The organism is Bradyrhizobium hipponense (assembly GCF_008123965.1).
Classification (GTDB): Bacteria; Pseudomonadota; Alphaproteobacteria; order Rhizobiales; family Xanthobacteraceae; genus Bradyrhizobium; species Bradyrhizobium hipponense.
The window spans coordinates 19,746-36,889 of record NZ_VSTH01000055.1 but is presented as its reverse complement, the minus strand read 5'-3'; the positions used below and the strand labels follow the sequence as shown (position 1 = coordinate 36,889).

Here is a 17,144-nt window from a genome sequence, read left to right as displayed (position 1 = left end):
GCAAGAGCTCCTCGCAATGACGGTGAGGAAACGACAAACGATTAAGCGGCAGGGACTTCGCGTTTGATGGGCAAGGTCACGGGTTTTCTCGAAATCGAACGGCATGATCGCAAGTACGCACCGGTCGCCGAGCGCGTGAAGCATTTTCACGAATTCGTCGTTCCCTTGAGCGAGAAGGAAACGCGCGACCAGGCCGCGCGCTGCATGAACTGCGGCATTCCCTTTTGCCACGGCACCGGGTCGGTCGCGCCCGGCACGCCCGGCTGCCCGGTCAACAACCAGATCCCCGACTTCAACGACCTCGTCTATCAGGACAACTGGGAAGAAGCCTCGCGCAACCTGCACTCGACTAACAATTTTCCGGAGTTCACCGGCCGCATTTGTCCGGCGCCGTGCGAGGCATCCTGCACGCTCAACATCGACGACAACCCCGTCACCATCAAAACCATCGAATGCGCGATCGTCGATCGCGCCTGGGACAATGGCTGGGTCAAGCCTGAGGTCGCCTCCGTCAAGACCGGCAAGAAGGTCGCCGTGATCGGCTCTGGTCCGGCCGGCATGGCCTGCGCGCAGCAGCTCGCGCGAGCCGGCCACGACGTGCATTTGTTCGAGAAGTTCGCCAAGGCCGGCGGCCTGCTGCGCTATGGCATTCCCGACTTCAAGATGGAGAAGAACATCATCGACCGCCGTGTGGTGCAGATGGAAGCCGAAGGCGTCACCTTCCACTACAACAGCCATGTCGGCGCCGACGGCAATGTCGATCCGCGCGAGCTGCTCAACGAGTACGATGCGGTCGCGCTGACCGGCGGCGCGGAAGCCCCGCGCGACCTGCCGATTCCCGGCCGCGACCTCGACGGCATCCACTATGCGATGGATTTCCTGCCGCAGCAGAACCGCCGCGTCTCCGAGGAGCCGCTGGGCGGCGTCACCGAGATTTTGGCCGGTGGCAAGCATGTCGTCGTCATCGGCGGCGGCGACACCGGCTCTGACTGCATCGGCACCTCGCTGCGCCAGGGCGCGCTCTCGGTCACCCAGCTCGAGATCATGCCGGCCCCGCCCGAGCGCGAGAACAAGGGCCTGACCTGGCCGAACTGGCCGCTGAAGATGCGCACCTCCTCCAGCCAGGCCGAAGGCGCGATCCGCGAATACGCCGTGCTGACGCAGAAGTTTTCCGGCGAGAACGGCAAGGTCAGGAAGCTGCACTGCGTGCGCGTCGACGACAAGTTCAAGCCGATTGCCGGCACCGAGTTCGACCTCGACGCCGAGCTCGTCCTGCTCGCGATGGGTTTCGTCCATCCCGTGCACGAAGGTCTGCTCAAGTTGCTCTCGGTCGAGCTCGACCCGCGCGGCAACGTCAAGGCCAACACGCTCGACTACCAGACCTCACGCCCGAACGTGTTCTCGGCCGGCGACATGCGCCGCGGCCAGTCGCTGGTGGTCTGGGCGATCCGCGAGGGCCGGCTTTGTGCGCGGTCGATCGATACGTTCTTGATGGGGAAGACGGATCTGCCACGATAGGTTCTAGCGAGCCGCACAGCTCGAAGGCAGACAAGCAATCCGCTGTCGTCCTGGCGAAGGCCAGGACCCATACCGCGAAATCTATCGATGGCAGACGGTGCCAATCCCGAACGACCGGTCGTCGTCAAACCTCTCCCTGGGGTAATGGGTCCTGGCCTTCGCCAGGACGACATCCGAGGCTTCGCTCCGCCGGGCCCACCATCCCGGAGCCCTCAATTCTGCATCCTCACTCCGACCATCACCACCGTCCCCTGCGAACTCGAGCCCGGCTGGTTCGAGTCCAAAATGTCGTGGCGGAGCATGCCCTTGATCCAGAGGTTGCGGTTGAGCTTGTAGATCAGATTGCCTTCGAGCGAGTAGGTCTTGTCGTTGCGGTTCTGGCCCTGGTAGTCGAGCGTGCCGTAGGTGAACTTGCCCACGGCCGTGAGCCAGCGGCGGAAGTCGTGATCGACTTCGGCAGCGTAGGTGCGCACCAGCACGCCGGAGGAGCCGGGGACGGTGGTTTCCGCGATCTGGGTGTCGGTGAAGAACTTCACCGTGGTCAGGCCGCTGGCGTTCCAGATCAGCGAGCCGGAGGTGAGAAAGCCTGCGAGCTGGCTCAGGCGCGGGTCGACATAGTTGCGCGCGGAATAGCCGACCGAGACCTCGCCGGTGAGGATGCGCGAGAACTCGAAGGACGAGCCGACCTTGCCGTAGCCGCCGGATGAATCGCGGAAGTAGCCGTTGCGATCGGCCGGCTGGTCGTGCACGCGGCTGTAGCCCTGGATCTCGACGAACGGCTTCAGGCCCGGCTTCAGCTCATAGGAGAAGCGTCCGACGCCGCCATACTGGTTGAAATCGCGGTCGTCGTTGCTCGAGGTCGTGCCGTCGGTGAGCTTGGAGTTGGTGTAGGCAGTGCGATCGACGGTGGCGCCGGCCGCGACCTGGAAGCGGTTGAAGGTCTGGTCGAAGCCGAAGGTGCCGCCATAGGTGGCGTAGACCGGAAATTTCTGCAGGCCGGCCTGCACGTTCGGGCTGCCGGGATTGTCGGTGGCGAGCCTGAGGCGAAATTGCGAGGTCAGCTTGAGGTCGCGATCGACGTCGAAGCGGCCGTCGACATGCCCGGTGAAATCGGGGCGATCGACCTCGACCGGCGAGGGCGAAGCGAAGCCGTCGATCGTCGCCGGCATGTTGTTGGTGTAGCCCGAGAACGAGCCGCGCAAATCGGCGACCAGCGCGTGGCGCTCCCAGTCGGACACCACGAGCAGGTCGGGCGCGACCACGTAGGCCGGCGAGCCGACCGGCTTGTTGAGGCGCGCCGGATTGGTGTCGTAGCCAGCGGAGAGTTCGAGCCCGCCCTTGATCAGGAAGCTGCCGGCATAGTCGCCAACCGCGCCGAACGGATCTTCGTCGAGCTTGAGGCGGCGGCGGAGCGGCTGGCCGGGCACGGTGCCGGCCATCGCCCGCGGAACCGGCGTCTTGTTGGCGCTGTCCGACGGCGGCGGTGCAATGCGCGGCGGACCGAGGCTCGTGACCGGTGTCGTAGCAAGCACCGGCGAGCCCGGGCCGGCGCGCTTCGGCTTCGGCTGCCCCGGATAGAGCTTTGGCTGCTGCCGCTTGCGGTTGAGCGAGTCGTAACCTGAACCGCTGGCGCCATTGGCGGCAGGCAGGCCGTAGGTCGGGACTTGACCGATGCGCGAACTCGCCGGCGCCTGCTGGCGCTTGCGTGGATCGGCATTGGGATCGGGCAGCACCGCCAGCGCATCCGATGGCGCCTGCGGCACGCCGGCCGTGCGGCGCGTCGGCAGCGTGTCGGGCGAGGCGAAGCCGCCGCGGCTCGGATTGAACAGATCGGGCGTGAGGCTCTGGGCCGTGGCCGGAGCGCTCTCCAGCGCAGTCAGCAACAGGCATGGCAAAACCGCGCGGACGAGTTGCGCGCGTTTGCTCCGGCTCCTGCCTGGAGACGCCACCACGATAAGAATAACTCCAACGAAATCAGGTACTTCGTCGATGGCCCACCGCGAACGGCGGGAACCATCGTTAATGGAGTTAAAACAATTATGGTTAATGACCCGTTGAGGGTCTGGAGGCACGCGTCGCCTCGAAGGCCTCGGCGTGCTAAGGAGGCGCCGACCGGGCGATCGCCCACCTCCCTGGATAGAAGCATGCCGAGTTCGAAACCGCTGATGACCCAATCATCCGGCCCCGCCCCCGCCAGTGTCGAATCCGCGCTCCGCACGCTGGAGACGGAGAGCGGCGGCATCAACGCGCTCGCCGCCGCGCTGCGCGGCCCGCTCGGCGCAACGTTTGCCGCAGCTGTCGACCTGATCCGGCAGGCCAAGGGCCGCGTCATCGTCACCGGGCTCGGCAAGTCCGGCCACATGGCGCGCAAGATCGCGGCGACGATGGCCTCGACCGGCACGCCCGCCTTCTTCGTGCATGCCGCCGAAGCCGGTCATGGCGACCTCGGCATGATCACCACCGACGACGTCATCATGGCGCTGTCCTGGTCCGGCGAGCAGCCGGAGATGAAGAACCTCGTGAATTATTCGGCGCGGTTTGCGATCCCGATGATCGCGGTGACCTCGAACGCGGCCTCCTCGCTCGGACAGGCCGCCGACATTGTGATCGAGCTGCCGAAGGCGCGCGAGGCCTGCCCGCACAATCTGGCGCCAACCACCTCGACGCTGATGCAGGCCGCAATCGGCGATGCGATTGCGATCGCCTTACTCGAAGGCCGCGGCTTCACCGCGCTGGAGTTCGCGCATTTCCACCCCGGCGGCAAGCTTGGCGCCATGCTGAAATTCGTCCGCGACTATATGCGCACCGGCGCAGAGATCCCGGTGAAGCCGGCCGGCACCAAGATGTCGGACGCCGTGATGGAAATGTCGGCCAAGGGTTTGGGGTGCGTCTGCATCGTCAACGAGGGAGGCGAGGTCGCGGGCATCATCACCGATGGCGATCTGCGCCGTCATATGCGGCCGGATCTTTTGACGGCGTCGGTCGACGACATCATGACCAGGCAGCCGAAAACCGTACCGCCGTCGATGCTCGCGACTGAGATGATCGAGGTGCTGAACACGCGCAAGATCACGACGCTGGTCGTGACAGAAGCGGACAAGGTGGTCGGCATCGTGCATCTGCACGATCTGCTGCGGGCGGGCGTGGCTTAGCGCGCCCTCTCTCTCCTCCGTCATTGCGAGTGTAGCGAAGCAATCCAGACTGCCTCTGCGGAGACAGCCTGGATTGCTTCGTCGCAAGAGCTCCTCGCAATGACGGCGGTTAGAGCTGCGCCGGAAACCGCGCCGCTATCTCCTCCAGCGGCAGCCGCAGCCCATTCGCCAGATACGACACCGTGCGATAGAATCCGCAGAGCAGCATGATCTCGAGAATCTGCGCCTCGTCGTAATGCGCCGCAAGCGCGGCGAATTCCGTGTCAGTCAACGTCGCGCGGTGATGCAGCGCATCGACGGCCGCGATCAGCGCCTGCTCGGCCGGCGACCAGCACGCTGACCTCGCATCGCCATGGACGGTGGCGCGGACCTCGTCTTCGGTGAGTTTCCCCGGCCCGGCGAAGACCGCGACATGCACGCCCCATTCATATTCGCATTTGTTCAGCGCGCAGGTGCGATCGATGACGATCTCGCGCTGGCGCAAGGACAGCGGCCCGGGATCGAGCAGGCCGCCGGCGCGAAACTTGTCCCAGGCGCGGGTGTGGCCCGCCATCACCCGGAACAGCATCAGCGGCGGCGCGCCGCGCATGATGCGGTCGAACTGCACCTGGATGTCCGGGGGATAAGGCGGCCCCAGCGGCGCGATGCGAGGCATGGCTTGAGATATGGCTTGAGACATGGGCCGTCTCCGGTGCTACGATTATCGTAGCACGATGCTACATTATCTGTAGCATAGCGCAAGAGGGTCACGATGGCGAAACAGGCCTCTTCCAGATCAAGCGGCGTCCGCGGCTCGCGCACGGGACGGCCGATCATGGCGCTGCTCGACCTGCTGGGACGGCGCTGGAGCCTGCGGATCTTGTGGGAGTTGCGCGATGCTCCCCTCACCTCCCGCGCGCTGCGCACCGCCTGCGACGAGGCCTCGCCGACGGTGCTGCAAGCGCGGCTGAGCGAACTGCGCGAAGCGGGGTTTGTGGGGCTCGGCGAGGCCGGCGGCTACGGCCTGACGCCGCTCGGGCGGGATTTGTGCGAGACGTTCATGCCGCTGCACAAGTTTGCGGAGAGGTGGAGGAAGTAGGAATCCAAGATGTGGCCAAGCACGCAGACTTCCCTTCTCCCCTTGTGGGAGAAGGTGGCATAGGCGGCCTTCGGCCGCCGTTTCTTAAAAACGCCGATGCTTTGCATCGGCTATGGCACCGGATGAGGGGTCTCTCTCCTCGCACTCACTTGCAGCAGATTCATCGCGGAGAGAGACCCCTCACCCGTCTCGCCGCTACGTGGCGAGCCACCCTCCCCCACAAGGGGGGAGGGAAGAAGAGTCACGCCGCGGCGACCGTCAGGTTGGCGCCATCCACCTGCACCACCTTCACTCTCGTCCCGGCCGGCGTGTCCGGGCCGGAGACACGCCAGACGGTGTCGCCGATGCGCATCGTGCCGCTGCCGTCGACGATCGGCTTCTCCAGCGTGAACTCGCGGCCGAGCAACGCATCCGCGCGCTTGTTGAGGAAGGGGCTTGCGCTGGTACCGAGCTTCGGCCGGGCGAGCCGGCGCCACACCGGGACGGCGGCGGCTGCGAACAACGCGAACATCACGAGCTGGATCTGCCAGGATACGACGACAGCGAACGAGATCAGGCCGACCAGCAGCGCGGCGAGCCCGAGCCAGAACAAGAACACGCCCGGCGCCAGCACCTCCAGCCCCATCAAGATGAAGCCGAAGATCAGCCAGTTCCAAGTGCCGAGCGAAACGAACATGTCGGTCATGACACGACCTCTGTGAGTGATCCCGTTACCTCGGCGGCACTGCCGGCGGCGTGGGCGCCGTAGGTGGCACCGAGCTGCGGCGGGCGGCGGCCGCGGCGGACGCTGCGCTTTCGCCGAACGTTGCCTTGGCGATCTCGCCGATGCCGGCGAGCGAGCCCAGCATGCTCATCGCTTCCACCGGCAGCATGATGATCTTCTGGTTCGGCGAGTCGGCCAGCTGGCCGAACGCCTTGATGTACTTGTCGGCGATGAAATAGTTCAGCGCAGCGACGTCGCCCTTGCTGATGGCGTCGCTGACCATCTGGGTCGCCTTGGCCTCGGCTTCCGCCAGGCGCTCGCGCGCCTCGGCATCGCGAAAGGCGGCCTCGCGGCGGCCTTCGGCCTGGAGGATCTGGCCCTGCTTGGCGCCCTCGGCGCGCAGGATCTCGGACTGGCGGGCGCCTTCGGCCTGCAGGATGTCGGCGCGCTTGACGCGCTCGGCCTTCATCTGCCGGCCCATCGCCTCGACGAGATCGGCCGGCGGCACGATGTCCTTGATCTCGATCCGGTTGACCTTCAACCCCCACGGCGAGACCGCGGCATCGACCACGCGCAACAGGCGCTCGTTGATCTCGTCGCGGTGCGACAGCACCTGGTCGAGATCCATTGAGCCCATCACCGAGCGGATGTTGGTCATAGTTAGTACGATGATCGCCTGCTCGAGGTTGGAGACCTCGTAGCTGGCTTTCGCGGCGTCGAACACCTGGAAGAAGGCGACGCCGTCCACCGTCACGGTGGCGTTGTCCTTGGTGATCACCTCCTGCTCGGGAATGTTGATCACCTGCTCCATCATATTGATCTTGCGACCGACGCGATCGAAATAGGGCACGATCAGATTGAGCCCCGGCGTCAGCGTCTGGGTGTATTTGCCGAACCGCTCGATGGTCCAGTCATAGCCCTGCGGCACCGTCTTCACGCCGGCAAAGAGCGTGACGATGACGAGCAATACCAGCACAATCGCGAAAATGTCGAAACCGCTCATATGTCCTCCAAGGCAGGAAAAGAACCTTTCCGGCGCTGTCATTGGTCGGGATCACGACCCCAACGGTTCAGCGGTCGCGACTCACGTCGGCATCGGCGCAATTCTGCACAAGACGCACGGAGAGGGAACGGTCACGACTAAGTATTTGCACGACGCTCTTGAAAGCGTGCCGGCGCGGACCTAGCGGCCAGCATTAACGTTTCTGACTCTCCCGCCTGTCTCGACAAGCCTATTCGATGACCTCGTTTGCGAGTGCGAGCAGGCCGGGGGCGATGGTGAGGCCGAGCGCCCTAGCCGCCTTCAGGTTGATCGCGAGCTCGAATTTGGTGGGGTTCTGGATCGGCAGGTCGGCAGGCAGCGCGCCCTTCAGGATGCGATCGATATAGGAGGCGGCGCGGCGGAGCTGCTCGACGCTGTCCGTGCTGTAGGACATCAGCCCGCCCTCGTCGACGAAGGTGCGGCTCCAGAACACCGCCGGCACGCGCGCCTCGGCGATCACGGCCAGCAGAGGCGCGCGATTGGCCATGGTGAAGAAGTCCGGCAGGATCAGGAAGCCGCCGTCCTTCCGCGATGCCAGCGCGGCGATCGAGGCGGCGTCATGCACCGGCGCAGGCTCGACGATTACAGCGAGCTTCTGCGCGGCGCCCTCGATCGTGCGCAGCATGAGGCCGGCGAACGGGGCGGTGGCGGGATTATAGACGACGAAGACACGGGCGACGCGCGGCGTGACCTGCGTCAGCATCTCCAGCCATTTGCCGGCCAGCGGGCCGTCATAATCGGTGAAGCCGGTGATGTTGCCGCCGGGATGGGCGAGGTTCTCGACAAACCCCTGGCCGACGGGATCGGTGACGACGGCGAACACGATCGGCGTCGTCGCGGTGCGCTGGCGCAGCTCCTCCACCGACGGCGTGCCGATCGCGAGCAGGATGTCCGGCTTGAGCGCGACGAGCTCGTCGGCGAGCCGCGCGATGCGCGCCCGGTCGCCGCCACCACTGCGCCAGTCGATCTCGAGGTTGCCGTGCTCCTTCCAGCCGTGCGCTGCGAGCGCCTCGACCAGGATGGCGCTGCGGGTCTGCCCGACCGCATCGTCGTCGGCCGTGACCGAGAGCACGCCGAGCCGGCGCGTCGCGGACTGTGCCAGTGCCGCAGACGGCAGCATGGCAAGCGTCCCAAGAAGCCTCAAGACCTCGCGACGGTTCATGGGGCGCTCGTCAAATCCAGCCCTGAAGCTCGCGGAGCACCAGGGTGCGGATCACATCCATGCCGGGTTCGCTGTCATTGAGGCAGGGGATCGCGGAAAACTGCTCGCCGCCATTATGCTTGAAGATCTCCGCATTCTCCTGCGCAATCTCCTCCAGCGTCTCCAGGCAGTCGGCGGAAAAGCCCGGCGTCACCACGGCAATGCGGCGCACGCCCTCCTTGGCGAGACGCTCCATCGTCATGTCGGTGTAGGGCTGGAGCCACTCGGCATTGCCGAAGCGCGACTGGAACGTCAGCAGCAGCTTTGCCGCATCCATCCCGAGCCGCCGGCGCAGCGCCTCGGTGGTGGCGACGCATTGGCCCTGATAGGGATCGCCCTTGTCGACATAGGATTTCGGCATGCCGTGGAACGAGGCGACGATCAGCTCCGGCTTGAACGGCAGCGTGGTGAGATGCGCCTCGATCGAGGTCGCAAGCGCCTCGATATAGGCCTCGTCCTCGTAATAAGGCGGCGTCACCCGCAATGTCGGCTGCGCGCGCAGGCGGGAGAGCACGCGGAACACCTCGTCGCAGACGGTGGCCGAGGTCGGGGCCGAATATTGCGGATAAAGCGGCACGGCGAGGATGCGTTCGCAACCCTTGGCGATCAGCGCCTCGATGCCCGACTGGATCGAGGGATTGCCGTAGCGCATCGCCCAGTCCACGACGACGTGGCTGCGGTCCGACAACGCGGCTGCGAGCTTGTCGCTCTGCGACCGCGTGATGGTCTTCAGCGGCGACTCGTTTCTCTCGGTGTTCCAGATCTTGAGGTAGTCGAGCGCCTTGGTCCGGGGACGGCTGCGCAGGATGATCCCGTTCAGCACCAGCTTCCAGATCAGGCCCTGGTCCTCGATGACGCGGGGATCGGAGAGGAATTCCTTCAAATAGATGCGCACCCCGGGAGCATCGGCCGTATCGGGCGTGCCGAGATTGACCAGGAGCACGCCGACACGCGACAGGCCAGCCAGCACGGCTGACGTCACGGTCGCGATGGGGGCAATGGTCGTCATGGCAAGTTGCGTCGCGCGTTGCTCCGAACTTGTCAAGATGAGGCCGATTTCGCTAGGGTCGCACCCGAGCGGGGGAGGGCCGATGACACTCGCGGAATGGTGCGTATTCGGAGCGCTGCTGCTCTATCTGACGACGATCGCCTCGATCAAATGGATCAGGTTTCGCAGCTTCGACAATTCGCGGCCGCGCGATCCCGCCTTCTATGAGGACGCCATCGCGCAGCGCGCGCTCGGCGCGCACCAGAACGGCATCGAGACCTTCCCGTTCTTCGCCTTCGCCGTGCTGCTCGCCGAATTCCGGGATTCGCCGCAGCGCCTGATCGACGAGCTCGCGGTGCTGTTCCTGATCGTGCGGATCGCCTATGTGCTGACCTATCTCGGCAACCGCCCGACGCTGCGCTCCATCCTCTGGAGCATCGGCTTTGCGATCAATCTCGGGATTTTCTTCATGCCGATGTTGAAGCGATTTTTGCCGATGTGACCTTTTCTTCCCTTCTCCCCTTGTGGGAGAAGGTGGCGCGAAGCGCCGGATGAGGGCTTAGATCCGCGAGCCCATCGATGAAGAGGAATTCGCGGAGAGAACCTCTCACCCCGCTTCGCTTTGCGAAGCGACCCTCTCCCACAAGGGGAGAGGGAAGAGCTCAAAAACACGTCGTCCGCTCGGCCGCGATGTAGCCGAACAGCAGACCTGCGCCGAACAGCAGCACGAGGCCGGCGGCACCGAATTCGATGCCACGCATGAACAACGCACCTCCGCCGTCGCGCCCGGCGCTCAGACGGCCGGCAACGTCCTTGGCGAAAACGGCAACGACCGCGATGGCTGCAACCGTGATCGCGGTGCCGAGCCCCATCAGCAAGGTCGCGGCGATGCCGGCCCAGAACAGCCCCTGCGCCAGCGCGAACACCAGCACCAGGATCGCACCCGAGCATGGGCGGATGCCGACGGTCAGGATCGCGGCGAAGCCTCGGCGCCAGCCGCCGGGCCCGGCGAGCTCGATCGGCGCGGGACCATGGGAATGGCCGCAATGCTCGTCGTGGACGTGGTCATGGCCGTGGTGGGCATGGATGTGACCGCCACCATGATCGCGGTGATGATGATCATACGCATCATGCTGGTGATGGCCGTCATCGTGATGATGCGGCACGCCCGCGATCGCCGGCACGGGCTGACTGGCCTGCAGTGCACGGATGAAGGTGCCGCCCTTGACCCAGACCAGGCGCAGGCCGAACAGCGCGATCAGGGTGTAGCTCGCGATCTCGATCGCGCCTTCGGCCCTGCACATCGTCTTTGCGGTCGCATTCAGCACCCAGGCCGAGATGCCGACGATGAGGATCGCGACCAGCGACTGCATCAATGCGGACGCGAACGACAGCACGATGCCGCGCCGCGCGGTCTCGCGGTTGGCGACAAGATAGGAAGTGATCACCGCCTTGCCGTGGCCGGGGCCGGCAGCGTGGAAGATGCCGTAGGCGAACGAGATAAAGAGCAGCGTCCACACCGCCGAGCCGTCGGTCTTGGCGGCACGGATGGTCGCGGACATCTGCCGATAGAATTCCGACTGCTTGGCGAGCAGCCAGCCGATGACGCCGCCGGCCTCGGGCTCGGCCGCCGGCCGGGGCGCGCCAAACGGATTTTGCGCGAGGACATCGTGAAGTGCGGCATCGGCCAAGCCGGCGACGAGGAGAACCGCAGCGCAGGCGATCAGCCCGCGTCCGAGAGGAGAGAGATGCCGCTTCAAGGGCAATCCACCGTGATCTTGTTGGCGAACATCATGCCGAAATTGGCGTTCTCGCCGCTCATGAAAGTCTGCTCGTTGAGCTTCTGCGCGCTCGCCGTGCCGTCGCTCGGGCGCTCCAGCTTCGTCTGGCAGCCGGCGGGCGCGCCGACCAGCTTGACCGGATTGTCCTTGGCCATCTGGAAGTCGATGAAGAAGGAGCGGTCGAACACTTCGAGCATCAGCTGCCTGGGCTTGACCGGATTCTTCAGCGGCAGCGTGAAGTGCAAGGTCAGCACCGTATCCTTGTAGTCGAGGAAGTAGTCGACCGGCTCCTGGAATCGCTCCTTCTTGCCGTCGGCTCGCGCAAAGGTGAAGTAGGCATATTCCTTCAGCGACTCGACATTGGTCTGCGCCAGCGGCGCCAGCTCCTCGCGCGAATAGGCCCCCTTGGTCTTGCCCTCGAGCCCCTGCACCGCGTAGGCCGAGAACATGTCATCGAAGGTCCAGGCGTGGCGAACGCCGGTGATGGTGCCGTCGGTTGCGTAGAGCAATTCGCTGGTCGCGGTGATCCAGACATGCGGATGCGCCCGCGCCGCGCTGCCTGCGAGCGTGAGGCCGGCGGCGAGCAGCAATCCGAACAGGGCGCGCATGCCCATCAGGCCGCCTTTGCGTCGTCGAGCAGGCCGCGACGGCGGAGCAGCGCGTCGGGCTCCGGCGGCCGGCCGCGGAAGGCCTCGTAGGCTGCTTCCGGATCGACCGATCCGCCGCTCGAATAGATGTCGTCGTGCAGGCGCTTGGCCACGGCCGGATCGAAGATGTCGCCGGCCTCCTCGAACGCGCCGAAGGCGTCGGCGTCCATCACCTCCGACCACATGTAGCTGTAATAGCCCGCGGCATAATGATCGCCGGTGAAGATGTGGCCGAATTGCGTGGGCCGGTGCCGCAGCGATATCTCCTCGGGCATGCCGATCTTCTCCAGCTCTTTTTTCTCGAAGGCACGCACGTCCTGCGCGGCCGCAGCCGGCTGAGTGTGGAATTCGAGGTCGATCAGGGCCGAGGAAACGAACTCGACGGTGGCAAAGCCCTGGTTGAACTTTCGCGCGGCAAGGAACCGTTGCAGCAGGTCGTCGGGCAGCGGCTCGCCGGTCTGATAGTGGCGGGCGAACTGCTGGAGCACCTCGGGCCGCTCTTGCCAATGCTCGTAGAGCTGCGACGGCAGCTCAACGAAGTCGGTGAACACGGAAGTGCCCGACAGCGACGGATAGGTCACGTTGGAGAGCATGCCGTGCAGGCCGTGGCCGAACTCGTGGAACAGGGTCCGGGCGTCGTCGGGCGACAACAGCGAGGGCTGGTCGTCGGCGCCCTTGGCGAAGTTGCAGACATTGATGATCAGCGGCGCGATCTCGCCGTCGAGCTTCTGCTGGTCGCGCAGCGAGGTCATCCAGGCGCCGGAGCGCTTTGACGACCGGGCGAAGTAATCGCCATAGAACAGCGCCTTGTGCTTGCCGTCCCGTCCCTTCACTTCCCAGACGCGGACGTCCGGATGCCAGACCGGGACGTCCTTGCGCTCTTCGAAGGTGATGCCGAACAGGCGCGTGGCGCAGTCGAAGGCAGCCGCGATCATATGATCGAGCGCGAGATAGGGCTTGATCGCGGCGTCGTCGAAATTGGCGCGCTGGAGGCGGAGCTTTTCGGCGTAGAACCGCCAATCCCAGGGCGCGAGCTTGAAATTGCCGCCCTCTTGCGTGATCAGCGTCTGCATCTCATCGCGGTCGGCCAGCGCCCGGGCGCGGGCGGGTTTCCAGACCCGTTCCAGCAGGCCGCGCACCGCCTCCGGCGTCTTGGCCATGGAATCCTCGAGCCGGTAGGCGGCGAAGGTCGGATAGCCCAACAGCCTGGCGCTCTCCTCGCGCAGCTTCAGGATCTCGACGACGATCGTGTTGTTGTCGTTGGCATTGCCATTGTCGCCGCGCGCGATGAAGGCCTTGTAGATCTTCTCGCGCAGGTCGCGCCGGCCTGCGCTCTTCAGGAACGGCTCGACCGAGGAGCGCGACAGCGTGACAATGGCCTTGCCGGCCATGCCGCGCTCTTCTGCCGCGGCCTTGGCGGCGGCGACGAAACTCTCGGAAAGGCCCTGCCGGTCGCCCTCGCCGAGCTCCATGAACCATTCCTGCTCGTCGCCGAGCAGATGATGGCTGAAGCCGGTGCCGAGCTGGGCGAGCTTTTCGTTGATCTCGGCCATGCGCGTCTTGGCCTCATCGGAAAGGCCGGCGCCGGAGCGGTGGAAGCGCGTGTAAGTGCGTTCCAGCAGCCGGAGCTCCTCCGGCGTCAGCGCGAGATTGGCGCGGTTCTCGTGCAGCTGGGCTATGCGGCCAAACAGCACGGCATTCATCGTGATCGGATTCCAGTGCCGCGCCATCCGCAACGAGACCTCCTTGTCGATCTCCAGGATGGCCGGGTTGGAATGCGCCGAGACGAGATCGTAGAAGACCGCGGTGACTTTGTTCAACAGCTTGCCGGAGCGCTCCAGTGCCGTGATGGTGTTGGCGAAGTCCGGCGCGGCCGGATCGTTGGTGATCGCCGCGATCTCGGCGGAATGGTCGGCGAAGGCCTGCTCGAAGGCCGGCAGGAAGTGCTCCGGCTTGATCTCGTCGAAGGGTGGGGTCGCAAACGGCGTCACCCAGGCCTTCAGCAGCGGGTTGGTCTCGGAGTCCGTAGTTTGGCGAAGTTCTGACATCACAAGTCCCGATTTCTGAGCCGATTTGTCGGAGCCAGCTATAGCACGCGATGGGGCTTTTTTGGGCCATTTGGCCTTGCTCCCGGCGGGCTTTTCGGGGAGATTGCGGCCCTCGAAGCTACGGACCTTGACCCCATGAACGCGCCTTCCTCGTCCTCCCGTCAGATCGTCTGGCCTAGCGTCATCACCATCATCAGTGCCGCCATCCTGATCGGCGCCGAAGTGTTCGGTGCGGCCTTTGCCGGCGGCTGGGCGCTCGCGATCCTGTTCGGGCTCGGCGATCAAGGTGCACATATCCTCCAGGCCGTGCTGTTCGCACTCGGCGTCCTCGTCATGACCGCCTTCATCCGTGGGGCTCAGCGCGTCGAGCCGTTCACGAAGCGCGGCTGAAGCGCACGCGCGAGACACGCGCGCTGCACGGAAAAACTTAACGCCTGTTCATGTTCGGCGTCGCCTGCGCGACACAGCGCAAGCAGATGTTAGGCAATTCGGTTGGCAGCCTAAAAAAATTCTTGCGAAGCAGAGTCAAAACGCTTATTTGCGGACTTGCCCAATTTCGCACGTGCCTGTGGTCGTGTGTCAGTCGGTAGGTATCCGGACAAGAGGCCGGACAGCCGCCAAGGGGTGAAGAAGCCGAGGGGCTCTTCGGAAGCGTCGAAATCGGAAGACTGAAAAGTCGGAAGACGAAGCGAACCCGAAGCGTCCAGCATCTCTCTCAAGAGATGCCTTGTCGAAGGTGACTTTACTCTTTGCAACCGTGACTGGCAGCCGGAGGCGAACCGGCGCACCCCGCTCTCAACGGGGGACGCGACTTAAAGCAACGACGGATCGGGCTTTTTTGGTCTCTACCGGCATTCCAACGCCGGCGCGGGCTACTGAAAAGGCTTGTCCTTCATTGCCAGGTGTGCGGGCGGGAAAATTCCCGACCAATCCACGGCAGCACAGTCTGGTTTGAGTCTTTGGCTTCGTCGCGCCTCCATCGCGCGATCTGGCCGGAGCGCTCTTATCCGACGTCATTTTTTGAACGGATCCCCGTCGCTGGGCCGTTTGGGAGAGTGCTATGACCGAACGTATTCAGGAATTCCTGCGCAACCGCCGCAGCGAGGGCCGGGACACCGAGCCCTGCCTCGTCGTCGACCTCGAAGTCGTGCGCGACAATTACCAGACCTTTGCCAAGGCGCTGCCCGACAGCCGCGTGTTCTATGCCGTCAAGGCGAACCCGGCGCCGGAAGTGCTGGCCCTGCTCGCCTCCATGGGCTCCTGCTTCGACACCGCGACGGTCGCCGAGATCGAGATGGCGCTGGCCGCTGGAGCTACGCCCGACCGCATCTCCTTTGGCAACACGATCAAGAAGGAGCGCGACATCGCGCGCGCTTTCGCGCTCGGCATTCGCCTGTTCGCGGTCGATTGCGCCGCCGAGGTCGAGAAGGTCGCCCGTGCCGCTCCGGCTGCGAAGGTGTTCTGCCGCATCCTCTATGACTGCGCCGGCGCAGAGTGGCCGCTGTCGCGCAAGTTCGGCTGCGACCCGGAAATGGCCGTCGATGTGCTCGACATCGCCAAGCGCCTGGGCCTGGAGCCGTGCGGCATCTCCTTCCATGTCGGCTCGCAGCAGCGCAAGGTGAAGGCGTGGGACCGCGCGCTGGCGATGGCCTCGCAGGTATTCCGCGACTGCGCCGAGCGCGGCATCAACCTGACCATGGTCAACATGGGCGGCGGCTTCCCGACCAAGTACCTGAAGGACGTGCCGCCGGTGGTCACCTACGGCCGGTCGATCTTCCGCGCGCTACGCAAGCACTTCGGCAACCAGATTCCGGAAACCATCATCGAGCCGGGCCGCGGCATGGTGGGCAACGCCGGCATCATCGAATCCGAGGTCGTGCTGATCTCGAAGAAGAGCGACGAGGACGAGGTGCGCTGGGTCTATCTGGACATCGGCAAGTTCGGCGGTCTCGCCGAGACCATGGACGAGTCGATCCGTTACGCCATCCGCACCCCGCATGACGGGGCGGACATGACGCCGTGCGTGCTCGCTGGGCCCACCTGCGATAGCGCCGACGTGCTGTACGAGAAGACCCCGTATCCGCTCCCCGTCACGCTCGAGATCGGCGACAAGTTGCTGATCGAAGGTACCGGAGCCTATACGTCGACCTACTCGGCGGTGGCGTTCAACGGCATCCCGCCGCTGAAGACGTACCACATCTAAGCAGCCTCTCTTTTTCTGAGGCCTGACGAACCCGGGAGCCGGCTTGCCGGCTCCTTCCCTGACATTTCGATTCTGACGACGCCTTGGACCGGCGTGCTTCTCGCACGCCGGTCCAAGCGGGGACTGACGCGCCATGACTGCTCTTCGGAAGCCACAGATCGCCCTCACCTCGAAAGCCGCTCCGTTCGCGATCCGTGCCGAGCGTGCTGCCGACGTCGCGATGCGTGAATCGCTGCTGGATGCCTGCTTTGGCGAGAACCGCCATGGCCGCACCTGCCAGCGCTTGCGCGACGGACGTGCACCCGCCGCCGGCCTCGCGCTGGCCGCCGTGCACGAGGGACAACTCGTGGGTACCGTGCGTCTGTGGCACGTCAGCGCCGGAGGCAGGCCCGCCTTGGTCCTCGGACCGCTGGCGGTCGACCCTGCCTGCCGCGAGCTCGGGATCGGCGCCGCGCTGATGCAACAAGCGCTGGCCGCCGCCCGGGCGCGCGGACATGCCGCCGTGATCCTGCTCGGCGATGCCGCCTATTACGCGCGCTTCGGCTTCTCGGCCGCCAGGACCGGTGAGCTCTCGCTGCCCGGCCCGTTCGAGCGCGACCGCCTGCTCGCGCTGGAATTCACCGAAGGCGCACTCGACGGCGCGTCCGGGATGATCGCCCCCACGGGCGCGGCCTTGCCCAAACGGCGGGCATCGCGCGCCCTCGACGCGCACGCGGCCTAAGGGATTGCCATGATGGCGCCGAGCCGCGTCGCGCGGCGGTGCCTGCACGCGCCTGTTCTGAC

Annotated in this window: 16 protein-coding genes; 7 read left to right on the top strand and 9 right to left on the bottom strand. The window is 65.2% G+C overall.

Features of this window, described 5'->3' with window-relative positions:
- The first annotated feature begins 66 nt into the window (after nucleotides 1–66).
- Nucleotides 67–1,518, top strand: a complete 1,452-nt coding sequence (locus FXV83_RS17760) for a glutamate synthase subunit beta (RefSeq protein ID WP_148740693.1) — start codon at nucleotides 67–69, stop codon at nucleotides 1,516–1,518.
- Nucleotides 1,519–1,730: 212 nt separating this feature from the next.
- Here the strand turns inward: FXV83_RS17760 and FXV83_RS17750 are convergent, their stop codons facing one another.
- Nucleotides 1,731–3,470 carry an outer membrane beta-barrel protein gene (locus tag FXV83_RS17750; RefSeq protein WP_148740692.1) on the bottom strand — a complete coding sequence of 580 codons (1,740 nt, stop codon included), beginning with the start codon at nucleotides 3,468–3,470 and terminating at the stop codon, nucleotides 1,731–1,733.
- 192 nt (nucleotides 3,471–3,662) lie between these two features.
- Between FXV83_RS17750 and FXV83_RS17745 the strand changes: the two genes are divergently transcribed.
- Entirely contained in the window at nucleotides 3,663–4,670 is a 1,008-nt protein-coding gene (locus FXV83_RS17745) for a KpsF/GutQ family sugar-phosphate isomerase (RefSeq protein ID WP_187435979.1), read from the top strand.
- Between the two features lie 109 nt (nucleotides 4,671–4,779).
- Here FXV83_RS17745 and FXV83_RS17740 read toward each other — a convergent pair whose 3' ends face one another.
- Nucleotides 4,780–5,349: a carboxymuconolactone decarboxylase family protein gene (locus FXV83_RS17740; protein WP_235939788.1), complete on the bottom strand. Its 570-nt coding sequence runs from the start codon at nucleotides 5,347–5,349 to the stop codon at nucleotides 4,780–4,782.
- Between the two features lie 72 nt (nucleotides 5,350–5,421).
- Here FXV83_RS17740 and FXV83_RS17735 point away from each other — a divergent pair, with 72 nt between their 5' ends.
- Nucleotides 5,422–5,748 (top strand): winged helix-turn-helix transcriptional regulator, encoded by a 327-nt coding sequence (locus FXV83_RS17735; protein WP_148740690.1) that lies wholly within the window; start codon nucleotides 5,422–5,424, stop codon nucleotides 5,746–5,748.
- A 241-nt stretch (nucleotides 5,749–5,989) separates the two neighbouring features.
- Here FXV83_RS17735 and FXV83_RS17730 read toward each other — a convergent pair whose 3' ends face one another.
- The 4 genes from FXV83_RS17730 to hemH all read right to left on the bottom strand — a co-directional run bounded on the left by FXV83_RS17730 (nucleotide 5,990) and on the right by hemH (nucleotide 9,703).
- Nucleotides 5,990–6,433, bottom strand: a complete 444-nt coding sequence (locus FXV83_RS17730) for an NfeD family protein (RefSeq protein ID WP_148740689.1) — start codon at nucleotides 6,431–6,433, stop codon at nucleotides 5,990–5,992.
- 25 nt (nucleotides 6,434–6,458) lie between these two features.
- Complete coding sequence (locus FXV83_RS17725; RefSeq protein ID WP_148740688.1) at nucleotides 6,459–7,454, bottom strand: SPFH domain-containing protein; 996 nt, start codon at nucleotides 7,452–7,454, stop codon at nucleotides 6,459–6,461.
- A 229-nt stretch (nucleotides 7,455–7,683) separates the two neighbouring features.
- Nucleotides 7,684–8,655: an ABC transporter substrate-binding protein gene (locus FXV83_RS17720; protein ID WP_148740687.1), complete on the bottom strand. Its 972-nt coding sequence runs from the start codon at nucleotides 8,653–8,655 to the stop codon at nucleotides 7,684–7,686.
- Between the two features lie 10 nt (nucleotides 8,656–8,665).
- Nucleotides 8,666–9,703 carry a ferrochelatase gene (hemH, locus tag FXV83_RS17715; protein WP_148740686.1) on the bottom strand — a complete coding sequence of 346 codons (1,038 nt, stop codon included), beginning with the start codon at nucleotides 9,701–9,703 and terminating at the stop codon, nucleotides 8,666–8,668.
- Between the two features lie 82 nt (nucleotides 9,704–9,785).
- Here hemH and FXV83_RS17710 point away from each other — a divergent pair, with 82 nt between their 5' ends.
- On the top strand, nucleotides 9,786–10,184 hold the full coding sequence (locus tag FXV83_RS17710) for an MAPEG family protein (RefSeq protein ID WP_148740685.1): 399 nt from the start codon (nucleotides 9,786–9,788) through the stop codon (nucleotides 10,182–10,184).
- A gap of 160 nt (nucleotides 10,185–10,344) precedes the next feature.
- Here FXV83_RS17710 and FXV83_RS17705 read toward each other — a convergent pair whose 3' ends face one another.
- The 3 genes from FXV83_RS17705 to FXV83_RS17695 are packed head-to-tail and all read right to left on the bottom strand — an operon-like array spanning nucleotide 10,345 to nucleotide 14,158.
- Nucleotides 10,345–11,442 (bottom strand): nickel/cobalt transporter, encoded by a 1,098-nt coding sequence (locus tag FXV83_RS17705; RefSeq protein WP_187435978.1) that lies wholly within the window; start codon nucleotides 11,440–11,442, stop codon nucleotides 10,345–10,347.
- On the bottom strand, nucleotides 11,439–12,077 hold the full coding sequence (locus tag FXV83_RS17700; protein WP_148740683.1) for a DUF1007 family protein: 639 nt from the start codon (nucleotides 12,075–12,077) through the stop codon (nucleotides 11,439–11,441). Before FXV83_RS17700 ends, FXV83_RS17705 begins: the two co-directional genes overlap by 4 nt.
- Nucleotides 12,077–14,158 carry a M3 family metallopeptidase gene (locus FXV83_RS17695; RefSeq protein WP_148740682.1) on the bottom strand — a complete coding sequence of 694 codons (2,082 nt, stop codon included), beginning with the start codon at nucleotides 14,156–14,158 and terminating at the stop codon, nucleotides 12,077–12,079. The genes FXV83_RS17700 and FXV83_RS17695 overlap by 1 nt, the downstream gene beginning before the upstream one ends.
- A 135-nt stretch (nucleotides 14,159–14,293) precedes the next feature.
- Between FXV83_RS17695 and FXV83_RS17690 the strand changes: the two genes are divergently transcribed.
- From FXV83_RS17690 to FXV83_RS17675, 3 genes are all read left to right on the top strand, one after another.
- A complete protein-coding gene (locus FXV83_RS17690) occupies nucleotides 14,294–14,548 on the top strand; it encodes a hypothetical protein (protein WP_148740681.1) in 255 nt (84 codons plus the stop codon).
- Nucleotides 14,549–15,218: 670 nt separating this feature from the next.
- A complete protein-coding gene (locus tag FXV83_RS17680; RefSeq protein ID WP_148740680.1) occupies nucleotides 15,219–16,361 on the top strand; it encodes a type III PLP-dependent enzyme in 1,143 nt (380 codons plus the stop codon).
- Between the two features lie 133 nt (nucleotides 16,362–16,494).
- Nucleotides 16,495–17,082, top strand: a complete 588-nt coding sequence (locus FXV83_RS17675) for a GNAT family N-acetyltransferase (protein WP_148740679.1) — start codon at nucleotides 16,495–16,497, stop codon at nucleotides 17,080–17,082.
- The last annotated feature ends 62 nt before the right edge of the window (nucleotides 17,083–17,144 follow it).

What these genes read in the sequence shown, in the direction of transcription:
- FXV83_RS17760 (WP_148740693.1), top strand. Translation starts at nt 67, where the DNA reads ATGGGCAAGGTCACGGGTTTTCTCGAAATCGAACGGCATGATCGCAAG.
- FXV83_RS17745 (WP_187435979.1), top strand. Translation starts at nt 3,663, where the DNA reads ATGCCGAGTTCGAAACCGCTGATGACCCAATCATCCGGCCCCGCCCCC.
- FXV83_RS17740 (WP_235939788.1), bottom strand. Translation starts at nt 5,349, where the DNA reads ATGTCTCAAGCCATATCTCAAGCCATGCCTCGCATCGCGCCGCTGGGG.
- FXV83_RS17735 (WP_148740690.1), top strand. Translation starts at nt 5,422, where the DNA reads ATGGCGAAACAGGCCTCTTCCAGATCAAGCGGCGTCCGCGGCTCGCGC.
- FXV83_RS17730 (WP_148740689.1), bottom strand. Translation starts at nt 6,433, where the DNA reads ATGACCGACATGTTCGTTTCGCTCGGCACTTGGAACTGGCTGATCTTC.
- FXV83_RS17725 (WP_148740688.1), bottom strand. Translation starts at nt 7,454, where the DNA reads ATGAGCGGTTTCGACATTTTCGCGATTGTGCTGGTATTGCTCGTCATC.
- FXV83_RS17720 (WP_148740687.1), bottom strand. Translation starts at nt 8,655, where the DNA reads ATGAACCGTCGCGAGGTCTTGAGGCTTCTTGGGACGCTTGCCATGCTG.
- hemH (WP_148740686.1), bottom strand. Translation starts at nt 9,703, where the DNA reads ATGACGACCATTGCCCCCATCGCGACCGTGACGTCAGCCGTGCTGGCT.
- FXV83_RS17710 (WP_148740685.1), top strand. Translation starts at nt 9,786, where the DNA reads ATGACACTCGCGGAATGGTGCGTATTCGGAGCGCTGCTGCTCTATCTG.
- FXV83_RS17700 (WP_148740683.1), bottom strand. Translation starts at nt 12,077, where the DNA reads ATGGGCATGCGCGCCCTGTTCGGATTGCTGCTCGCCGCCGGCCTCACG.
- FXV83_RS17695 (WP_148740682.1), bottom strand. Translation starts at nt 14,158, where the DNA reads ATGTCAGAACTTCGCCAAACTACGGACTCCGAGACCAACCCGCTGCTG.
- FXV83_RS17690 (WP_148740681.1), top strand. Translation starts at nt 14,294, where the DNA reads ATGAACGCGCCTTCCTCGTCCTCCCGTCAGATCGTCTGGCCTAGCGTC.
- FXV83_RS17680 (WP_148740680.1), top strand. Translation starts at nt 15,219, where the DNA reads ATGACCGAACGTATTCAGGAATTCCTGCGCAACCGCCGCAGCGAGGGC.
- FXV83_RS17675 (WP_148740679.1), top strand. Translation starts at nt 16,495, where the DNA reads ATGACTGCTCTTCGGAAGCCACAGATCGCCCTCACCTCGAAAGCCGCT.